We start from the raw sequence: 18,423 nt of genomic DNA on the forward strand, positions 1-18,423 counted from the left end.
TGGAGGAAAAGCTAATTGAACTCTATGCTTTAGATCAAGAGGTAGCAGAAATTTTGAGAAGAGAATCGGATGCTTGTCGCAAAAGTTTCACTATAAAGCCTTCTGATACTTTCAGATGTGAAGCTGTTGGTATGTTTTCTAGACTGATAAACATTATTTCAGAAGAAGATTTAGGACTATTAAAAAAATTATTAGAGAAAGCTGGAAAAAAGAATGCGCTTTGTAAAGGAAAGTGTGAAAATCCTATTCCCGAACCTAATTATACGGTCCCTAACCTTGAAAAAATATAAATAAAATCAATAGTTTATTGCAATTAAATTTAAGATTCGAATTCAGGTACCCCAGCCAATTCTGGTGAAATTAGTTATCAAATTTCAGCTTGAGAGAGTGGATTAAATCTCTTAAGCATTTGTTGCTATTCATAGCAAGTCTGGTAAGCTGAAAAAACCCATTTGTAGCGGGTTAGCTCTAAATATGGTAAGGTTTTCTTTTACTATAACTATCGCTTAAAGAGCTCTTTTAAAAGATTCTTTATCTATAAGACGAGGGGTAAATGATTTATGCGCACTTGCTTTAGAAAAACTATTTAGCTGGATTTTGTGCTCTGTAGCAACACCAGCGCGCAATTTTTCGTATTCCACCATCTTCATTACGTCGAACAGCGTAGCAATAATGCTGATCAGGAAATATATTTCGTTGCATATCGCGTACAATATGAGCAGTATGGCCATAAGGTGCTGCACAATCAATAAACCATACGTATTTTCCATTCTGCCAATTGGCATCGGGTAAAAATTCTCCCTTTTCAAGCATAGATTGATGATTTTTTTCATCTAAAAAAGCCCAAGTGATAAAGGCGCAAAATTCTCCACGTTCATTTTTATAGAGTTTATATTGCCCAGTCTGTAAAGCTGGTCCTAAATTTCGTTCGATATCCCAGATTCGCCAGCGGCGGTATAAGGGAGATGTAAGCATTAAAACAACCATAGCTCCTAACGCTGTAAGAGGATCTATGAGTGAAGGTGATGAATTTTCATTTACAGACATTATCTTTCCTTTAGAGATTGTTCTAAAATTTTGGTGATAGGTTCAAAGAAATAAGAAATGAGCCGCCGTTTTGAGGTAATGACATCCGTTGTCACAGTCATGCCAGGGATAAATTTAAGATGTTTGTTATTCAAAGTGATGTGATCTTGGTCAATTTTGATTAAAACAGCATAGACACCATTAATTTCTTTATCATAGCGTGCTGTAGCGCCTACATTAACGACTGTACCGTGGATAACACCGAAACGTTCAGGCGGAAAGGCAGAAAACTTGATGTAAGCACGTTGGCCCTTTTCTAAAAAACCAATATCTCGATTATCAAAAAATGCTTCAATAATGAGACCACCCGCACCAGGGACAATACGCATGAGCGTTTTTCCAGCCTCTACAAAGCCGCCCAAAGTATGGATACTTAAATCATCGATACGTCCATCAACAGGTGCATAAAGTGATAAGTGGTCAAGACGGTATTGAGTGCTATCAAGCTTTGCTTTTAATCCTTGAAGATTCAGTTCTGTTTCACGCGAAAGTTGGCGATAGCGGGCGATTTCATCGGAAATGAGACTTTGCCGTTGTTGGCGGAGGGTGTTTATTTCGGCGGCATTTTCTTCCAAACGTCTTTGATTGGTTAAAATTTCATGCTCAACATTTTTAAAGTCATGTAAACGCTCTAAATAAACCGCTTGGCTAATGACTTTTGTTTCCATTAGGCTTTTTGCAGCTTTTAATTTTCCTTGGCTTAATTGACGATCATCTTCCAACCTATCTAATTGCGCATGTTGTGTTGCACCGCTGCGCTCGACGCGGTCCGCCTGTGCTTTTAGCGCTCTTAATTTATCTTGGAGAGATTGAAGGGTAGCGCTAATGAGTTTTTCCCCTTCTATTCTTGCAGTCGTGTTGCCAGAAGGAGGAGCTGGAAGATAGGCAAGCCCTTTGGTTACAAAATCTTTATCCAAAGGATCACTTTCATGCAAAGCTGTTAAAATAGCTGTTGCAATTTGTGCTTGAAGGGTTTGTTGCGCGATATCTGCTTGAACACGTGCGCACTCATTGAGGGCTTCACGGGGGATCTAATTGAATAAGGAGATCGCCTTGATGAACAAATTGCCCTTCTTTTACAAGGATTTTCTCAATGCGTCCTGTATTTTGCGCTTGGACCAGCTGAACGTAAGCGGTGGGAATAACACTTCCTTGCCCCCGTGCAACAATCTCTGTTTTTGCGATAAAGCTGCCGATCACAATAAAGAGAAATAAAGCAATTAAAACAGCAACCACCATATGAAGCGTTGGTGACAAAGGGCGCAAATAGGGAGCTTTATCTGCCATTTTTTGCCTCCAAATCAGTAAAGTTTAAGACGGTTGCATGCTGAGGAAAGAGGTCGCTTTTGTGGGTAATAACAAGAACAATACGTTCTTGCGAAAGTTTATATAAATGCTCAACAATTTGCGCACTGACAGTGTCATCCAATGCGGAAGTAGGTTCATCCAAAATAAGAAGGCTTGGGTTTATCAGAAAGAAACAAGCTAAAGCCAAGCGTTGACGCTGACCACCTGATAAAAAACCACCTTGCTCTCCTACTTGAGTATTAAGTCCTAGAGGCAACTGAGCAATCAAATCATGGCAAGCACTAACATATAGTGCAGCGTCGATTTCATCTTTAGTGGCATCTGGTTTGGCAAGAAGCATATTCTCAAGAATGGTTCCGGAAAAAAGGCAAGGATTTTGAGGAAAATACGCAATTGTTTCACGCACGCTACGGACATCAAAATTCTGTAAAGGTTGTGCGTTAATCAATATCTTTCCGCTTGTTGGGGGGTAGAGTCCACAAAGAAGCTTCGCCAAGGTTGTTTTTCCGCACCCTGAAGGACCAAGTAACATAATCGGTTGCCCAGGTTGTAAACAGACATCAAGATGATTGATAATGGACTTATCTCCATAAGAAAAACAGAGGTCGTGGGCTTCAAGATGAGGAGGAGCGCTGAGTTGAAGAGGCGGTTTTTCCTTTTCCCATTCTGAAGGGGAGTTAAGAATATCGCCCAAACGAAGACGAGAGATTTTCAAATGCTGCCATTCTTCCCATAGGGATGCAAGGCTTAAGATAGGACCAGAAACATTTCCAGCGAGGAGATGAAAAGCAATAAGTTGCCCTAGTGTAATCTGGTTTTGAAGAACTGCCTGAGCACCAAAAAAGATAATAAAAATAGTGAAAAGATCACCAAAAATATGGCTCATGGCTCCATTGAGAAGATGCAATTTACTGGTTGTAAGGCTTTGATCTAAACTACGTGCTAGAGTTTCTTGCATGCGTATTGTATGAGCAGATTCTTTTACGTGTGCTTTAATGGCTTCAAGATTGGTAAAACTTTCAATAAGGCGCGATTTATGGACAGCTTGCAGAGTGAAAGCACGGCGTAATTGGCGGCGCAAGAAGGGACCGACCAACGCTAAAGAACCCATTTGTAAAGGTAAAATGATAAGGACAATAAAGGTCAGTTTTGGACTAATGGAAAAGAGTGCAGCAATATAAATAATGGCAAAGAGAACATTTAGCACAGTTGTGGCGATGGTTCCTGTTAAAAAACCGCGAATTGTATCAACCTCTCCAATACGTGAAAACAATTCTCCCACTTGCCAACGGCGTAAAGTGGGCAAAGAGAGACTTAAAAGATGGGTGTAAATGCGCCGTCCAAATTCTAGCGTAAGCCGATTGGCTAAATAAGCACCTAAGTAGCCTGATAGAGTGCTAAGAGCTGTGCTAAACAGCATGATAGCAACCATCAAGACAACGATAGCATAGAGACTTTCAATACGCTGAAAAGGGAGAATACGGTCGATAATCGCTTGAAAAATAAAAGGATTCACCAAGCCCAGCAAACGCAAAACAACAGCAACGCAACTGAGTTCGATGACATAATAGATATATTTCTTTGTTGTTCTTGTAAACCAAGAGAATGATACTGGTTTTCTTGTGAATGACTCATTTGAATTTATGATTTTATTTAAGAAAAAGAGCGATTGATGTCGCATATTTAAACAGTATTGTAAATAGTATTATATTTATAAAAAATATACATTTTGTGTGAATATAATATAAAAATAATGTATTTATTATTTATACAGTATTTTTATTGTTATTTATACAAATTATATTTGACTTCTTATAAAATGAATAATAATGAAATTCCATCTGCATCATTATGATACAGTTATTTTTAATAATAAAAGGAGGATTTAAATGGGTAGTTCAAGCTCATCAAATGATTCAAGTAGTAACTCACATCCAAAAAGTTGGCTTTTTCCAGAAGATGATTATAATACAGACGCTTATGCCCAAGCAGCAGGTACAGGTGGCATCATAGGAGACGTAATAGGAGGTATTGCTGGTGCAGTTGGAGGTCTTTTTTTTGGACCGGGAGGTGTCGGTTCTGGTTTTGTCAATGGAGCAATAGGAGGTGGACTAGCAGGAGCTGGTGATTCAATTAGTAACTCACATCCAAAAAGTTGGCTTTTTCCAGAAGATGATCATAATACAGACGCTTATGCTCAAGAAGCAGGTAAAGGCGGCATTGTAGGATTAGTATTAGGAGGTGGTGCTGGTGCAGCGGGAGGTTCTATTGCTGGACCAGGAGGTGTGCAGGTACTGGCTTTCTCGGTGGAGCAGTAAGCGGCGGAATAGGAGGAGCTGGTGATGCCTTGGTAGATAAGTACAATCAATTTCATCCGAATCCGAGCTGTGAAGTAGGCGATTACGTTGAAGCATCGGCCATAAAGGGAGGGATAGGAGCACTAGGAGGAGCATTAGGTGGTTCAGTGGCAGAGGTCCCTGTTGGTGCGTTCACTGGAGCAGTAGGCGGCGGACTAACAGGAGCAGCTAACGGTTTTGTAGATAAGTATAATCAATGTCATCCAAATCCAAGTTGTCAAGTAGGCGATTACGTTGAATCATCGGCCATAAAGGGAGGGATAGGAGCAATAGGAGGTGGATAGCAGGAGCTTCTGGAGGTCCTGTTGGTGCGCTCGGTGGAGCAGTAGGCGGCGGACTAACAGGAGCAGCTAACGGTTTTATAGATAAATACAATCAATGCCATCCGTAAAGTGGAGGGATACTGTTTTTAATTTATTTAGAAAATAGCTATAAAGATATTTCTGAGATCAGTTAATATTGTAAACATACTTTAAAGCTATGGCTAAACTGATTTCAGGGATATTTTTGTTTATGATAATAGATATTTTATTTTGGATTCTTTGTTATGTATACTTTTATTAGTTCCTTAGTGACAGCAATTGCATTTGGATTTTTCATGTTTTTTTTCAATAGCTTTAAAGGTGAGAACTGGAGTATAAAAAGAACAATATTATCAACAATTATATTTTTTATAATATATTATTCTGGAAGTTTATTAGTTAAATATATGGGAATTTTATAAAAATTATTTATATATAAAATTATACTTATTTGAGTTAAGTTTATTATTTGAATTATACTCTATTGCTCTCTCTCTCTATTAAATCATTCATAAAGTAGATGAAATTTCAGTCTGGATTTTTTGTTATGCATACTTTTACTGGTTCCTTATTGGCAACGTTTATATATGGATTTTTAATGTTTTCTTACAATAGATTTAAAGGTAAGAACTGGAGTATAAAAATGACAACGTTATCAACAATTAGGTTTTTTATATTATATTATGCTGTAAATTTATTAATTGAATATATGGGAATTTTAAAATAACATAAAATAAAGTTATTATCAGTATTTTATTATTTATTATAATTTATATATTTTTACAGATTATAGTTATTTTTTGCTAAATAGCATGCTCATCACATGATTCAATTATTAACTCACATCTAAAAATTTTGCTTTTTTCAGAAGAAGATAATTGTAGCGCAGGCGCTCATTCCCAAGCAGAAGGTGCAGGCGGACTCATAGGAGAAGTAATAGGAGGTGCACTAGCAGGAGCTGGTGACGCCTTGGCAGATAAGTACAATGAATGCCATCCGAATCCAAGTTGTGAAGTAAGCGATTATGTTGAATCAGCAGCCATAAAGGGAGGCGCAGGAGCATTAATTGGTTTATTAGGTGGTCCGGAAGCAGTAGTAGCAGGCGGATTAGGAGGAGTTATTAGCGGTTTTAAAGATAAGTACAAGCAATGTCATCCGTAAAGTGGAGAGATGCTGTTTCTAATTTATTTAGAAAATAGCTATAAAGATATTTCTGAGATCAGTAATACTGTAAACATACTTTAAAGCTATGGCTAAACTGATTTCAGGGATATTTTTGTGTATGATAATAGATATTTTAATTTGGATTTTTTATGAGTGATATTATTCGTATTATTGCAGAATTATTATCTTCTACATGTGCTTTCTTTATATTTTTCTATGCCATGTTTTTACAGTATAAATTTAAAGGTTATAGTAACAAAGAAATTGTGAAAAAAATTTTTTTAAGAACATTTTTTTCATTATATTTGTTATATTACTTTCTATAACAGTTTTTATTTGTATACGTTATTTATATGAAAAACGATTATTTATTATATTTATATAATAATGTTTTTGATATTTTATTTTCAATATTTGTTTTTATATTTTCATTTTTATTAATTTATAGATACAGTGGTGACAGTTGGAAAAATAGTATAAAGGAAGCGATTAAGACATTTGGGTGGTTCTTTTTGTTATTTTTGACGTTTTGTTTTATTTATGTTGCGTTTAAATATATTAGATATTAGCATTTATATTTAAATTATGTTTTATAAAAAATTATTTTCATTTAAATAAGTTTCTATTATTTGTAATTATAAATTTTTATGAAATTGCAATAATAATTTATTTTAAAATATAGATGAATTTATGTGTATTTTATTGTTTATTTTTTTCTGTAACTATATTACATATGCATCATATTTTATGATAAATGTATTTCATCTTTCTTGATGAAGATATATTTTTCTATTTTCATTTGAAAAATAAGCCTGTAAGAAATGATTAATTTCCTTATTAGAGAAGTCTTCTTGAATACTCTTATGATGAGATTTCTGAGTATAAAAAATATATGTAAAATCAATTATAGTATTTAAGTTTAGAATTTGAATTCAAATATTTTATCTATATGTCACGCGCTAAAAAGAGGCTATCAGTTGTCTTGGGGTGGTCAAAGAACTTGTCAGTAATGCTTATAGCCGTCGAGAGTCGATAACTGATTTGTTCGTTTCCGCACGTCTCAAAATTTATTTTTGAAATAAGCTAATTTAGTAAATGTAACTTACTATACTTCTAGCCTCTACTCATCATCTTGAGAAAGAGGGAGAGAAGCGATTTCTGTATCAAGTGCATCCATAAAATCGATAATAAAAGCAGCATTCGTTCCCAAATCTCTTGGTAAATAGCGAGAAGCAGAGCGCATATCAACAAAAGTAGTATCCCCTTCATCAGTTAAACGAATGATAATGTCTGAAATAAAACCAAGGTAAAAAGTTTTAGCTCTCGTTTCAATATACAATTCATTCTCTTCACCTTTAAACTTTCTTTGAGCCACAACAGGCCAATCATAGGCTGCTAAAACATTGAGAACAGATTCGCGAATACGATCAGGTGAACCATCATAACGGCGCCCCGACATTTCTGGCCATTGTGACATCTGTAATGTTGCTTGTTCAGTCAAAACACTTTTGAGGGGTAAAGCATCGCTGGGACGTATTGTGCGAAAAAAAACCGGTGGTCTTTGTGTATCGGTAGAAATATCGTAAAGAGCAGGTAAGGTAAACCAAAGTCCAAAAAATAACATCAATGGTGTAGCAGTTATGAGTGAATAAATGATCCCTTTTAAAGCTTTCATTCCCCCTAGGGCTCCATAGACCCATAAGCTATGAAGTGCTTTTAAAGCAAGAAAAAGAGAAATAATCACACAGCCAGTAGATATTCCGATCAAAATTATGAAGTCGGTTACGTTAATGACAGAAAAACGTTGTAAAATGACTGAAAATAATAAAATAAAGAATGCTAATCCACCAAATCGAGGGGACCATACTGCTGCTCTTGAAACGAACCGAATATATCTCTTCTTCATGAAGTTTTTTCCCCTCAATTGTAAATTATAAGACAAGTTTTTTTAGAGTGCCTATCTTACAAAAAGCTTCTGCTTATAAGAGAAAAATAAAGCACTTATTTTTGAGGTCAAGGATGCGTAATGTCTTATAAGTTTCCAGCGATTATTTTCGTACTTTATTGAAGGTAATCAGTATTTCTTCTATAGTTTATCATGTCATTGATGCGAATTTTATGGGAATGTTTGTAAATAAAAAGAAATAAACTCAAATAACAAGTTTTACGGTTGTTAGTAGCATATTTATTTAGAATTTTGATTTTTCTCTTCTGATTGCGGGGAGTATTTTCTGTCAGATGATGCGTATCAAATAGGATATGATGATGTGCAATAGAGATTTCATACTACTTCAATAAAAAATTTAGGGATCTACAATCAGACAAACCTGAATTCGAATATTCGATTAATAGAAGAAAAAGGTAATCATTTTTATAGGTTTTGTTTATTTTGTATAGAAAGTAAGGTGTTGTACAAATGAGAGGTTAGTCCGTTTTTATTCATAAAATATGCGGCAGGTTGCAGATGAAAGGAAAGATTCACTTTCCTTTTTTGCAAGTGAAGAAGGGGCAAAAATACGTAAAATGACAAAACCTTCATTCAAATTTTTAGCAACCAAAACTGAATTAGCATTTATTTTAGGTTTTGATTTTTTGAGTTCTATTATTTGTATTGGTTTTCCAATAATAAGATCGAGTGTATTATCAGGGGCTGTTTGGTCATTAAGGCTGTAAAAAATAATTCCGTTGTGCGTGTAGGCTGCCAGTGACCAAAATTGTCGTGTTTTCAAAGCTTTTAAATGAACAGGTCCATTTTCAAGATTAAATCTGCAGACTTTAAGAAGAAAGAGTGGATCAGCAGATTGTTGAATAGGATTATCGGGAGTAAAAGCAACAAATTGATAAGGGGCGCCGGATTTTTTAAGTGCTGTCCATATATTATTTTGTGCCCAAGTGGGGATGAGAAAGAGAACGCAAATATGAACGATAATAGCGCCAATGATTGCAAGAAGTGCGATATAAATGAATCTAGTCACAATTTATTTGTCCTGATGGAATTTGTTCTATTGATGGCATTGTAAGCTTTTGTAATGCCGTTGCAGAGATGATTGAGGTATCGTATAAGGTAAGAATAAGCCCGAATTCTTTTTGACTAACTGTTGCAAGCCAATTGCCGGCTTGCGGTGTAGGTGAAATATTGATGCGCAATGAGCCATCATGCTTGTAAGTAATAGCGTTCGTGTGGAGTTCAAAAGGTATTTCTTTGGATGAAGTATAGGGTTTTAGGGATTTGTCAGCTGTATAAAGGGTAAAAAGACGAGTTTCAGGGATGGTTCCTTTGAGCAAATAATGACAGTGAGGGTGGAGTGGGCGCCCTTGGTTATCTTGCCAAATCTGGAATTGAATACCTTCAGTGCGTCCGAGTGAAACAATGCCTTGTTTAGCGGTGAGAGCGCGGGTATAGGGATCCATATTGGCGGTTCCCATTTGTGGATAAGCACTCCATTTTCCAATTCTAAAGAGTCCAAAATGATGAAAGGAATTGAGCACATAATCGACACTCAATTTTCCACATAAAATGGAAAAAGAGAAGATAAAAAAGAAAATGGTGATATTAAAAAACATCAGTGAATATCTTGAATTCAAAATGTAGAATCTCCAGTTGTTTTTATCTTCAAAGAAATTGCAGATGGTTTTTTCAGATCTTTGTTAATCAATCGCACAATATTCAATGTTTCAGGAGAAAGCGTAGAGGGTGTTGGGGGAAAAAATTCAGAATCTACATGGGAGGAAAGTATTGGGGGATGATAAGGAAGAAGAGAATCTTTAACACCATAGAGTTGTTTGAGCATAATATTTTGGTGTGCAGCAAGCATGATGCGTTGCCATATCATGGCAGGGACTCCACCCCCAAAAGCACGATTCATCGGTGAAAAGTTATCATTTCCCATCCATACCGCTCCAGTATAATTGCCTGTAAAGCCAACAAACCAAGCATCACGATAGGATTGTGATGTTCCAGTTTTCCCAGCGACAAGAGTCATGGGCAGAGCAGCACGCTTACCAGACCCTCGTGTTGTGACACCCACCATCATTTGGTTCATATAGGCAGCTGATTGTCTGCTGAGAACTCGGTGTAACTTATTTCCGTTATGCTCGAAATCCCATACCACATGCCCATCGATTGTTCTGATTTGCATGAACCCATGCCGATTACCGGCTATCCCGCCATTCGCAAAGACATTAAAGCCAGTTGCTTGATCCATGGGGGTCATGTTAGAAGTGCCAAGAACCATCGTTTTGTGTGATAAAATATGCGCGTTAATCCCCATATTCTTGATGAGATCTATAATGGGTTGGGTATCGCGGTGAAGATATTGATAGGTGAGATACACAGGGACTGTATTAATGGAAAAAGCTAAAGCTGTTGCTAAATCAATTTTCCCCAAATAACGACCAGAATTATTTTTTGGTGTCCAACCTCCCCAATTAATAGGAGCATCTAAAACGATTGTTGAGGGAGAAAGTCCGTGTTCCAGTGCGGTTGCGTAAACATAAGGTTTGAATGAAGAACCAGTTTGCCGTCCGCCTTGTGTCGCTCTGTTAAATTGGCTCTTTTTATAATCTAGTCCTCCAACAATTGCGCATACGGCACCGTTATTATCGAGTATAACAGTGGCAGCTTGTGTTACGCGATATTGTTGACCATATTGATGTAAATGATATGCAATTGATTCTTCTGCTGCTTTTTGAATATTCGGATCAAGAGTCGTTTGAATAATTAAACTATGGCTTGGAAGTTGATTACGCATTTTTTTGACTTCCTCGAATGCCCAATCAAGAAAATAATCAGCCTGATTATTTTCTATTTGGGGAAGTGCCCTAGCAGGGTGGCGATGCGCATTGATAATCTGGCTCTTCGTCATAAAGCCACTATTAACAAGATTAGAAAGGACTACATTGGCACGTGTTTGAGCTGCAAAGAGATGACTATGAGGAGCATATTTTGTTGGAGCTTTAAAGAGTCCTGCTAACATAGCAGATTCACTTAAAGATACATGACGTATGTTTTTTCCGAAATAAAATTTTGCAGCTGCTGCAATACCAAAATTGTTTCCTCCCATATAGGCACGGTCAAGATAAAGTTGCAAAATCTGTTTTTTGCTAAAATTTGCTTCTAGCCAAAGAGCAAGATAAGCTTCTTTGATTTTACGTGTTATGGTTCTCTCGTTTGTTAAGAATAAATTTTTAGCCAATTGTTGTGTGAGAGTTGAGCCACCTTGCACCACACCGTTAGCTTGCATGTTTTGTGAAATTGCCCGTGTAAGTCCTTGAAAATCAATACCCCAATGATCAAAAAAACGACGGTCTTCTGTAGCAAGAACCGCTTTAATGACAGTGTCAGGCATTTCTTCAACGGGGACAGAGATTGCCGGCAGTGCACCACGGTGCCCAATGGAATTTCCATAGCGATCTAGAAAAAGAATGGAAAAGTTTTTAGGAGAAGACCAATCTGTTTTGGTCAGTTCAAAAACAGAAATGCCCAAAATAGTGAAAAGAGTAAATCCCATCAACCCTAATGTCAGTATTTCATCGAGAACTTCAACGATAAAACGTTTCCATCCTTGAAGATGAAAATTTTGTGAGATGATTTTTGCCTTTTTCCAGAAAAAACTGTTAGCAGAACGAATGTGATAAAGCGCTGTATCTAATCGTGCGTCTAATTCAATGAGAGCAGGACTGTGAAATGGCTTACGGTGTTGCCTTTTCTTTTTTTTAAAAAAATCAAACATTTAAAGAGAGCCTATGGCAAAGAAATACAACCAAACAAATCTACAATAATTATATGGTGTAGAAGTATTTTTTTGCTATAGTGTTAACAGAGAAAGAGTTTATTTTAGAATTATTCATTTTTCGTAAGATAGTGTATTAAGATTTTATTATTTTATCTAATAAACTTTATTATCATTATTAAAAATATTTTATTTTGAGTTTTTTTAAATTTAAAGTAATGTTAATGCATTCTTCTGTAAGATAGAGGATAAATTATTTCCATTTGTGATTTTTAAATCGACCCAAAAAAGCCATTATTTCTTTTATCCTTTATCAAGGAAGAGAAGAGGTGGGTTAGTGAAATATTTATGATGAAAAAAAATTTCTTATTCGTAATAATAGCAGCTTTTTTAGGAGCAGATTCTGTTCTAGCTTCTGGGTGTGCTGAAGTAGGTAAGAAGGTTGCTGCGCAAGAGAGCGGGGTTCTCGTCCGTTCAAACCCAGTTGTTCAGGATGGAAAGGGCATGTGTGCAATTGTGATTGTTGTACCAGCCCGTAATGGGGAAAAGTTACGTCGTGTTGAGTTTTTTGTTCCTGCTGATTAGTCTTTGGCAGATGGTGTTGTGATGCGTATCTTAATCGTTGAAGATGATCGGAATCTTCATCATCAATTAGCAGAAGCTGTAAGACGTGCAGGATATGTTTCCGATAGTGCTTTCGATGGTGAAGAGGCTTATTTTTTAGGGAGCACAGAGTCTTACGACGCGGTGATACTTGATATAGGTTTACCGTATATTGATGGTATTCGTGTTGTTGAAAAATGGCGTCAAGAAGGGCACTCCATGCCTGTTTTAATGCTAACGGCGCGAGACCGTTGGTCTGATAAGGTGCACGGTATTGATGCTGGGGCTGACGATTATGTTGTGAAGCCATTTCATTTGGAGGAAGTGATGGCGCGTTTACGAGCATTAATTCGTCGCGCTACGGGACATGCGACAAGTGCATTATGTTGCGGAAATGTTTTGTTGGATACGAAGACGTCCCGTGTTTTTGTGGATGGTCAGTTGATTAAACTAACATCTTATGAATTCAGACTGCTTTCGTATCTCATGCATCATTGTGACAGGGTCATTTCAAGAACAGAACTTACTGAACATCTTTATGATCAGGATTTTGATAAGGACTCGAATACGGTGGAAGTCTTTGTAGGTCGGTTACGGAAAAAGCTTGGAGTGGATTTGATTGAAACTATTCGAGGAATGGGGTATCGCGTGAGAACGCTAGGTGATTAATGAATACTTTCGAAAAGAATAATTGGTGTAGGAGGTTCTTTTTTGTAATTACTCGATCTCTCAGTTTACGTGTTATGGTCTTATCAACATTATGGGTTGTTATTTCTCTTTTATCGATTTCTGCAGTAAGTATTTTATTTTATAAACGTTCAACTGAACAAAGCCTAGAGCGTATTCTTTCTGCTCAACTCTACAGTCTTATTGCAACAGTGACGGTGTCATCGGAAGGTACTTTGAGAGGAGGGGCTGGGATTGATGATATTCGTTATTCTGATCCAACAACAGGATGGTATTGGGAAGTTGTTGCGATATCCCATAATTTAAAAGGAAGATTGACATCCCCCTCATTGGGAACAGGCGAGATATTTACACCAAGTGATGTTGATATACCTTTTGACAATAAGTTCTTTCGCTCTTATCGGATAAAGGGGAACAATGGTCAAAAGCTACAAGTGATTGAGAGTGATGTTGTTCTTGATAATGAAAATCATATTGCACGTTTTCGGCTTGTTGGGAATATCGATGAAGCTCATGCCCAGGTAAAGGAATTTAAGCGAACTTTGCAAATTTTTCTTTGGAGTTTTGGTATCGGGAGTGTCCTTATTAATATTGCTATTATTTTCTTTAGTTTTCAACCGTTGAAGCTTATTCGACGCGCATTGAATGATATTCGCGAAGGAAAAGTTCACTATGTGAATACGGATTTAGTAAGCGAAGTAATGCCGCTTGTACAAGAGATGAATGCTCTCATTAATAATAATCAGCGTATTATTGAGCGATTTCGCACACAGGTTGGTAATCTTGCGCATTCATTGAAAACGCCTCTATCCGTGATTATGAATGAGACAGATAAGATGCGCGGAGAAAAGGCTTGTTTGTTGAGAGAGCAAACGCAAATAATGCAAGCTCAAATCAATCATTATCTTCAGCGTGCGCGGATTGCAGCACAATGCGATAGTATTGTCTATCATACGTCTGTTCGCAGTGTGCTTGAACGTTTAGTGCGGGTTATGAAAAAGCTTAATCCTGAAAAACAAATTCAATTTATTATGGATGTTGATGATATTGTTTTTTCTGGAGAGAAGGAAGATTTAGAAGAAATTATAGGGAATTTGATTGAAAATGCTACTCAGTGGTCTCGAGCAAAGGTTTTGATCTCTTGTTGTTTAGAAGAAAATGTTGAAGAAACAGAATATTTTAGTATCTTTGTAGAAGATGATGGACCTGGTTTAACAGAAGACAAAATGGAGGAAGCATTAAAAAGAGGGCGGCGGTTTAATGAAAGTAAACTAGGGGCAGGCTTAGGGCTAGCAATTGTTTCAGATATGGTCAGTGAATATGGTGGCAAGCTCTTTTTATCACGTTCTGATTTGGGTGGGTTGTATGCAAAAGTTTTATTACCTAAGATGGGAGAATAACATATTTTCTCCTTAAGCAAGAAATGTCTATAAAGTTTGTAAAGCAGTATTTTCAATAATACATAAAGAGTAGGGAAACATTGTTTTTAGTTTCTTTGTTTAGTTGATATATATAAGAAAAATGGACAATAGATTTTATAATATTTTCCATGAAAAAATGAATTTTTATCAATTCACATCACTCTCCTCATGAAGATGGTAAAATGTAAGCGAGTCATTCTCTGTGCGTATTGGAAAAAAATGATATGCTCTTATTAATTTTTGCAGCATTTTTTCTGACTTTTCTGGCAAGTATTCTTTTTCTTTCACTACGTTTTGACGATGAGATAAAGAAAGAATGGAAAGTTCAAACCGTTGATGGTTATAGAAGTCATAAGCATACGACTGAGTTTAACAAGCTTTATATGCATTATAAAAAAAGAAATATTCTTAAGGCTTTAAGTATTTTATTTGTTCTTCTTATGACATGGAATATTTATGGTCTGACAGGTAATCCAGAAGTGAAAAGTTATTTTTTTAGCGAATTAATGGATAAGGATCCTAAAACTCTTAGTAAGCAAGAAAAGCTTATTCGTTTACAAGTGCTTTTTTTCCGTGCACCTCATGATGGCAAGCTAGCAGATGCGTTAGCGGTAGGGTATCTCGAAGAAAGCCTTTTTCAAGAGGCTGTGAATACTTATTTAGACGCACTTCGTTTGAATGGAGAAACAGCTCCAAGGCTTGTAGGATATGGTTTAGCATTGGTTGGTTATGAAGGGGGAGTGATAACACAAGAAGCACAAAATGCTTTTCAAAAAGCAGCAGATTTAGCGCCAACAGATTTTTATCCACGTTTATTGTTGGCCGATGCACTGCATCAAGCAGGAAAAACTGCGCAGGCAGTGCAATTTTTACAAAGCTTTCTTGATACAATGCCTGAAAATTTTTCAGGACAATCACGTGTTAAAAAAATGATGATTCAGTTACGTGATTTATCGAGTGAGCATACAAAGAAAAGCAATCGTCGCCAATTGAGATGATGAAATATAAAGAGAAATGTTGTTTAGAAAGACAAGAGAAGTAATCTCTTAGAAGTAGGTGCTTGTGAAGAAGATTGAGGAATAGAAATGAAGAATGTAAAGAGCGCGATATAAGTGGTTATAGGTTAAATAAAAATTGGTGGAAAAACTAAAAAAAGAAAAAAGGTATTGATAAGCTTGTTATCAAAGGTGAGGTATTGGATAAAAAGTTGCACCTATGTAGAAGATGTGCAAAGCTCTTAAAAAATAAAATATCGATACTTATTATAACATATTTAATTTTTTTCGTAGAGTGTCTATGAAAAGCCAATCTTTAAAGAATTCTTCTTCGTTGAAGGTTATTTTAGAGCAGCGAAAAAAAAAGCGCTTGCTGATCATATTATTATGTTGTTTGGTTATGACAGTTGCAGTAAGTCTTATAGTGTATGCAATGCGTCATGCGGTCAGTTTTTTTAGAATGCCCTCTGAAATTACAAGAGAAGATATTTTAACGGGGCGCCCTTTGCGTTTGGGTGGCTTTGTTGAAAAGAAGACTGTTCAATATGTTGGAGAGAGAGGCGTTATTTTTTTTGTAACGGATAACAAAAAACATGAAAAAGTGGTTTTCAACGGTGCCTTACCGGATCTTTTTCGTGAAGGTCAGGGGGTGATTGTAGAAGGGCATTTCGATAAACAGGGTTTTTTTGTAGGGACGCGTATTTTAGCAAAACATGATGAAACTTATATGCCTAAAGAAACAGCTGATCGTTTAAAAAAACATTACATTATGGAGAAATAATTCGAGTGTGCTTGTCGAACTGGGTCATATTTTTTTAGCTGCAGCATTTTCAGTAAGCTTATTAGGGGCGTTCTTACCTGCTTTAGGTTTTTGGTGGAGAGAGCGTTTGTTAATGCAAACAGCTGTTCCTCTAACATATATCACTTTTACATTACTGCTTTTATCTTTTTTAGTGATAATTTATGCTTATGTTGTATCTGATTTTTCTGTTTTGAACGTTGTTGAGAATTCTCATTCAGAAAAACCGATGCTCTATAAAATTACCGGTGTTTGGGGCAACCACGAAGGCTCTATGTTGTTATGGGTTTTAAGTCTTGCTTTTTTTAGTGCATTGATGGCCTTTTTTAGCCAACATTTGCCAGAAGATTTTAAGACGCTTGTTTTAATTTGCCAAAGTTGGATTACAAGTGCTTTTCTTTTATTTATTCTTTTTGTATCCAATCCATTTTTACGTGTGAATCCACCAGCATTGCAGGGAAATGGTCTCAATCCTCTTTTACAAGATATCGCATTAGCAATTCATCCACCGCTACTTTATTTAGGTTATGTTGGTTTTTCACTCTGTTTTTCTTTTGCCGTTGCGGCATTGATTATGGGACATGTTGATAGAATTTGGGCGCGTGGGATTCGTCCGTGGCTTTTACTTTCTTGGTGTTTTTTAACATTGGGTATTATGGTTGGCTCCTATTGGGCTTATTATGAGCTAGGATGGGGGGGCTATTGGTTTTGGGATCCTGTTGAAAATGTTTCGTTTATGCCTTGGCTTTCAGGAACGGCTCTTTTACATTCTGCTCTTGTTCTCGAAAAACGAGAAATATTGAAAAGTTGGACTTTGTTTTTAGCGCTGCTTACTTTTTCCCTTTCTCTGATGGGAACTTTTCTTGTGCGTTCGGGGCTTTTAGTTTCTGTTCATAGTTTTGCTGTTGATCCAGCACGGGGGCAAGCAATTCTTGCGCTTTTATTTTTTTTTACGGGAGCGGCTTTTCTTCTTTTTGCTTTGCGCACCCCTATTTTAAAAACAGAAAGATTTTTTCAACCAATTTCACGTGAAGGGTTTATTGTTTTAAATAACTTGTTACTTACAACAATAACAGCAACAGTATTGATTGGTACGCTTTATCCTTATTTTATTGAGATATTAACAGGACAAAAAATTTCTGTAGGGGCTGCTTTTTTTAACCTTACCTGTGGACCGCTAATGGTTTTTCTGTTGTTGTTTGTTCCGTTTGGGACAATGATGGCATGGAAACGCGGTGATTTGCTGGCAGTTTTTGAACGGTTGTGGTTGGTTTTTGTATTGGTTGGTATCGTCTGTTTTATAATATTTTATGAGACATCTTTGCGTGATATTTTCGCAGTTTTAGGGATTGGGCTTTCAGCGTTTGTTTTTTTAGGAAGTTTAGCGGATCTATGGGGAAAGAGTGGATATGGCAAGAGAGCTTTTTCAGTACGCGTTAAGAGATTTCTTGGATTGCCATGGTCTACTTTTGGTGCAGCAATAGCACATATGGGATTAGGTGTTACATTACTTGGTATTGTTTGTGTGGCAAGTTTTGGGCAAGAACGTATTTTAATCATGAACGTAGGGGATAGGGTGACGATAGCGGATAAAACGCTTCATTTTGATGCAGTGTATGAAGGTGTTGGTTCGAATTATTCGGCAATGGAGTTTTATTTTAAAATATATGAAAATAAAAACATTGTGGGTCATGTAACAGCCTCAAAGCGATTTTATTCAAGCCAAAATACATCAACAACAGAAGTTGGTCTTCAAAATCATGGCTTATCGCAGCTATATATTGTACCAGGACATACCGATAATCGGGGTCTTGTTGTACACATATGGTGGAAGCCTTATGTAATATGTATTTGGTTAGGGGCATTCATGATGGCTGTAGGCGGATGTCTTTCTCTTCTGGGGTATTGGTTTCGCATTGGCATGTACAATAGGGTACTGCTTGCTTTAAATTTTTGGAAAAGACATTGA

The 18,423-nt window shown here is 36.6% G+C and carries 17 protein-coding genes and 1 pseudogene; 10 read left to right on the plus strand and 8 right to left on the minus strand.

All coding sequences use genetic code 11. The features are described from left to right. Positions 1-290: pseudogene (locus U736_RS12385) on the plus strand (hypothetical protein); the annotation flags it as partial. 292 nt (positions 291-582) lie between these two features. Here the strand turns inward: U736_RS12385 and U736_RS0103400 are convergent. The 4 genes from U736_RS0103400 to U736_RS0103410 all read right to left on the minus strand — a co-directional run bounded on the left by U736_RS0103400 (position 583) and on the right by U736_RS0103410 (position 3,910). Beyond that, positions 583-1,047: a toxin-activating lysine-acyltransferase gene (locus tag U736_RS0103400; RefSeq protein ID WP_026500301.1), complete on the minus strand. Its 465-nt coding sequence runs from the start codon at positions 1,045-1,047 to the stop codon at positions 583-585. Beyond that, positions 1,047-2,021 (minus strand): HlyD family type I secretion periplasmic adaptor subunit, encoded by a 975-nt coding sequence (locus tag U736_RS10880; RefSeq protein ID WP_244395839.1) that lies wholly within the window; start codon positions 2,019-2,021, stop codon positions 1,047-1,049. Before U736_RS10880 ends, U736_RS0103400 begins: the two co-directional genes overlap by 1 nt. Positions 2,022-2,106: 85 nt before the next feature. Further along, complete coding sequence (locus tag U736_RS12730; RefSeq protein WP_244395840.1) at positions 2,107-2,373, minus strand: biotin/lipoyl-containing protein; 267 nt, start codon at positions 2,371-2,373, stop codon at positions 2,107-2,109. Then, complete coding sequence (locus U736_RS0103410; protein WP_244395841.1) at positions 2,363-3,910, minus strand: peptidase domain-containing ABC transporter; 1,548 nt, start codon at positions 3,908-3,910, stop codon at positions 2,363-2,365. The genes U736_RS12730 and U736_RS0103410 overlap by 11 nt, the downstream gene beginning before the upstream one ends. Before the next feature lie 373 nt (positions 3,911-4,283). Here U736_RS0103410 and U736_RS11540 point away from each other — a divergent pair, with 373 nt between their 5' ends. The 3 genes from U736_RS11540 to U736_RS10890 all read left to right on the plus strand — a co-directional run bounded on the left by U736_RS11540 (position 4,284) and on the right by U736_RS10890 (position 6,214). Beyond that, positions 4,284-4,712 carry a hypothetical protein gene (locus U736_RS11540; protein ID WP_012754853.1) on the plus strand — a complete coding sequence of 143 codons (429 nt, stop codon included), beginning with the start codon at positions 4,284-4,286 and terminating at the stop codon, positions 4,710-4,712. 29 nt (positions 4,713-4,741) lie between these two features. Continuing rightward, positions 4,742-5,035: a hypothetical protein gene (locus U736_RS10885; RefSeq protein WP_012754854.1), complete on the plus strand. Its 294-nt coding sequence runs from the start codon at positions 4,742-4,744 to the stop codon at positions 5,033-5,035. Between the two features lie 873 nt (positions 5,036-5,908). Further along, positions 5,909-6,214, plus strand: a complete 306-nt coding sequence (locus U736_RS10890) for a hypothetical protein (RefSeq protein WP_012754855.1) — start codon at positions 5,909-5,911, stop codon at positions 6,212-6,214. Between the two features lie 1,123 nt (positions 6,215-7,337). On the opposite strand, the gene U736_RS0103430 is transcribed toward U736_RS10890, so the two are convergent. The 4 genes from U736_RS0103430 to U736_RS10895 form a co-directional block, all read right to left on the minus strand. After that, the gene (locus U736_RS0103430; protein WP_012754856.1) at positions 7,338-8,123 is read right to left on the minus strand and encodes a DUF1499 domain-containing protein; all 786 of its coding nucleotides are present in this window, start codon (positions 8,121-8,123) and stop codon (positions 7,338-7,340) included. A 529-nt stretch (positions 8,124-8,652) separates the two neighbouring features. Next, a complete protein-coding gene (locus U736_RS0103435; RefSeq protein ID WP_012754857.1) occupies positions 8,653-9,192 on the minus strand; it encodes a DUF1254 domain-containing protein in 540 nt (179 codons plus the stop codon). After that, complete coding sequence (locus tag U736_RS0103440; RefSeq protein WP_026500303.1) at positions 9,185-9,781, minus strand: DUF1214 domain-containing protein; 597 nt, start codon at positions 9,779-9,781, stop codon at positions 9,185-9,187. Before U736_RS0103440 ends, U736_RS0103435 begins: the two co-directional genes overlap by 8 nt. A 17-nt stretch (positions 9,782-9,798) precedes the next feature. After that, positions 9,799-11,949, minus strand: a complete 2,151-nt coding sequence (locus tag U736_RS10895) for a transglycosylase domain-containing protein (protein WP_012754859.1) — start codon at positions 11,947-11,949, stop codon at positions 9,799-9,801. A 348-nt stretch (positions 11,950-12,297) separates the two neighbouring features. Here U736_RS10895 and U736_RS0103450 point away from each other — a divergent pair, with 348 nt between their 5' ends. The 6 genes from U736_RS0103450 (at position 12,298) to U736_RS0103475 (ending at position 18,423) form a co-directional block, all read left to right on the plus strand. Then, the gene (locus U736_RS0103450; RefSeq protein WP_012754860.1) at positions 12,298-12,534 is read left to right on the plus strand and encodes a hypothetical protein; all 237 of its coding nucleotides are present in this window, start codon (positions 12,298-12,300) and stop codon (positions 12,532-12,534) included. 21 nt (positions 12,535-12,555) lie between these two features. Continuing rightward, positions 12,556-13,221: a response regulator transcription factor gene (locus U736_RS0103455; protein ID WP_012754861.1), complete on the plus strand. Its 666-nt coding sequence runs from the start codon at positions 12,556-12,558 to the stop codon at positions 13,219-13,221. Beyond that, entirely contained in the window at positions 13,221-14,639 is a 1,419-nt protein-coding gene (locus U736_RS0103460; protein ID WP_012754862.1) for an ATP-binding protein, read from the plus strand. Before U736_RS0103455 ends, U736_RS0103460 begins: the two co-directional genes overlap by 1 nt. Positions 14,640-14,884: 245 nt before the next feature. Continuing rightward, positions 14,885-15,658 (plus strand): tetratricopeptide repeat protein, encoded by a 774-nt coding sequence (locus tag U736_RS0103465; protein ID WP_012754863.1) that lies wholly within the window; start codon positions 14,885-14,887, stop codon positions 15,656-15,658. A gap of 298 nt (positions 15,659-15,956) precedes the next feature. Next, on the plus strand, positions 15,957-16,436 hold the full coding sequence (gene ccmE, locus U736_RS0103470) for a cytochrome c maturation protein CcmE (protein ID WP_012754864.1): 480 nt from the start codon (positions 15,957-15,959) through the stop codon (positions 16,434-16,436). A 7-nt stretch (positions 16,437-16,443) separates the two neighbouring features. After that, entirely contained in the window at positions 16,444-18,423 is a 1,980-nt protein-coding gene (locus U736_RS0103475) for a heme lyase CcmF/NrfE family subunit (protein ID WP_012754865.1), read from the plus strand.

It is taken from the genome of Bartonella grahamii ATCC 700132 (assembly GCF_000518085.1).
In the GTDB taxonomy this organism is placed as follows: Bacteria; Pseudomonadota; Alphaproteobacteria; order Rhizobiales; family Rhizobiaceae; genus Bartonella; species Bartonella grahamii.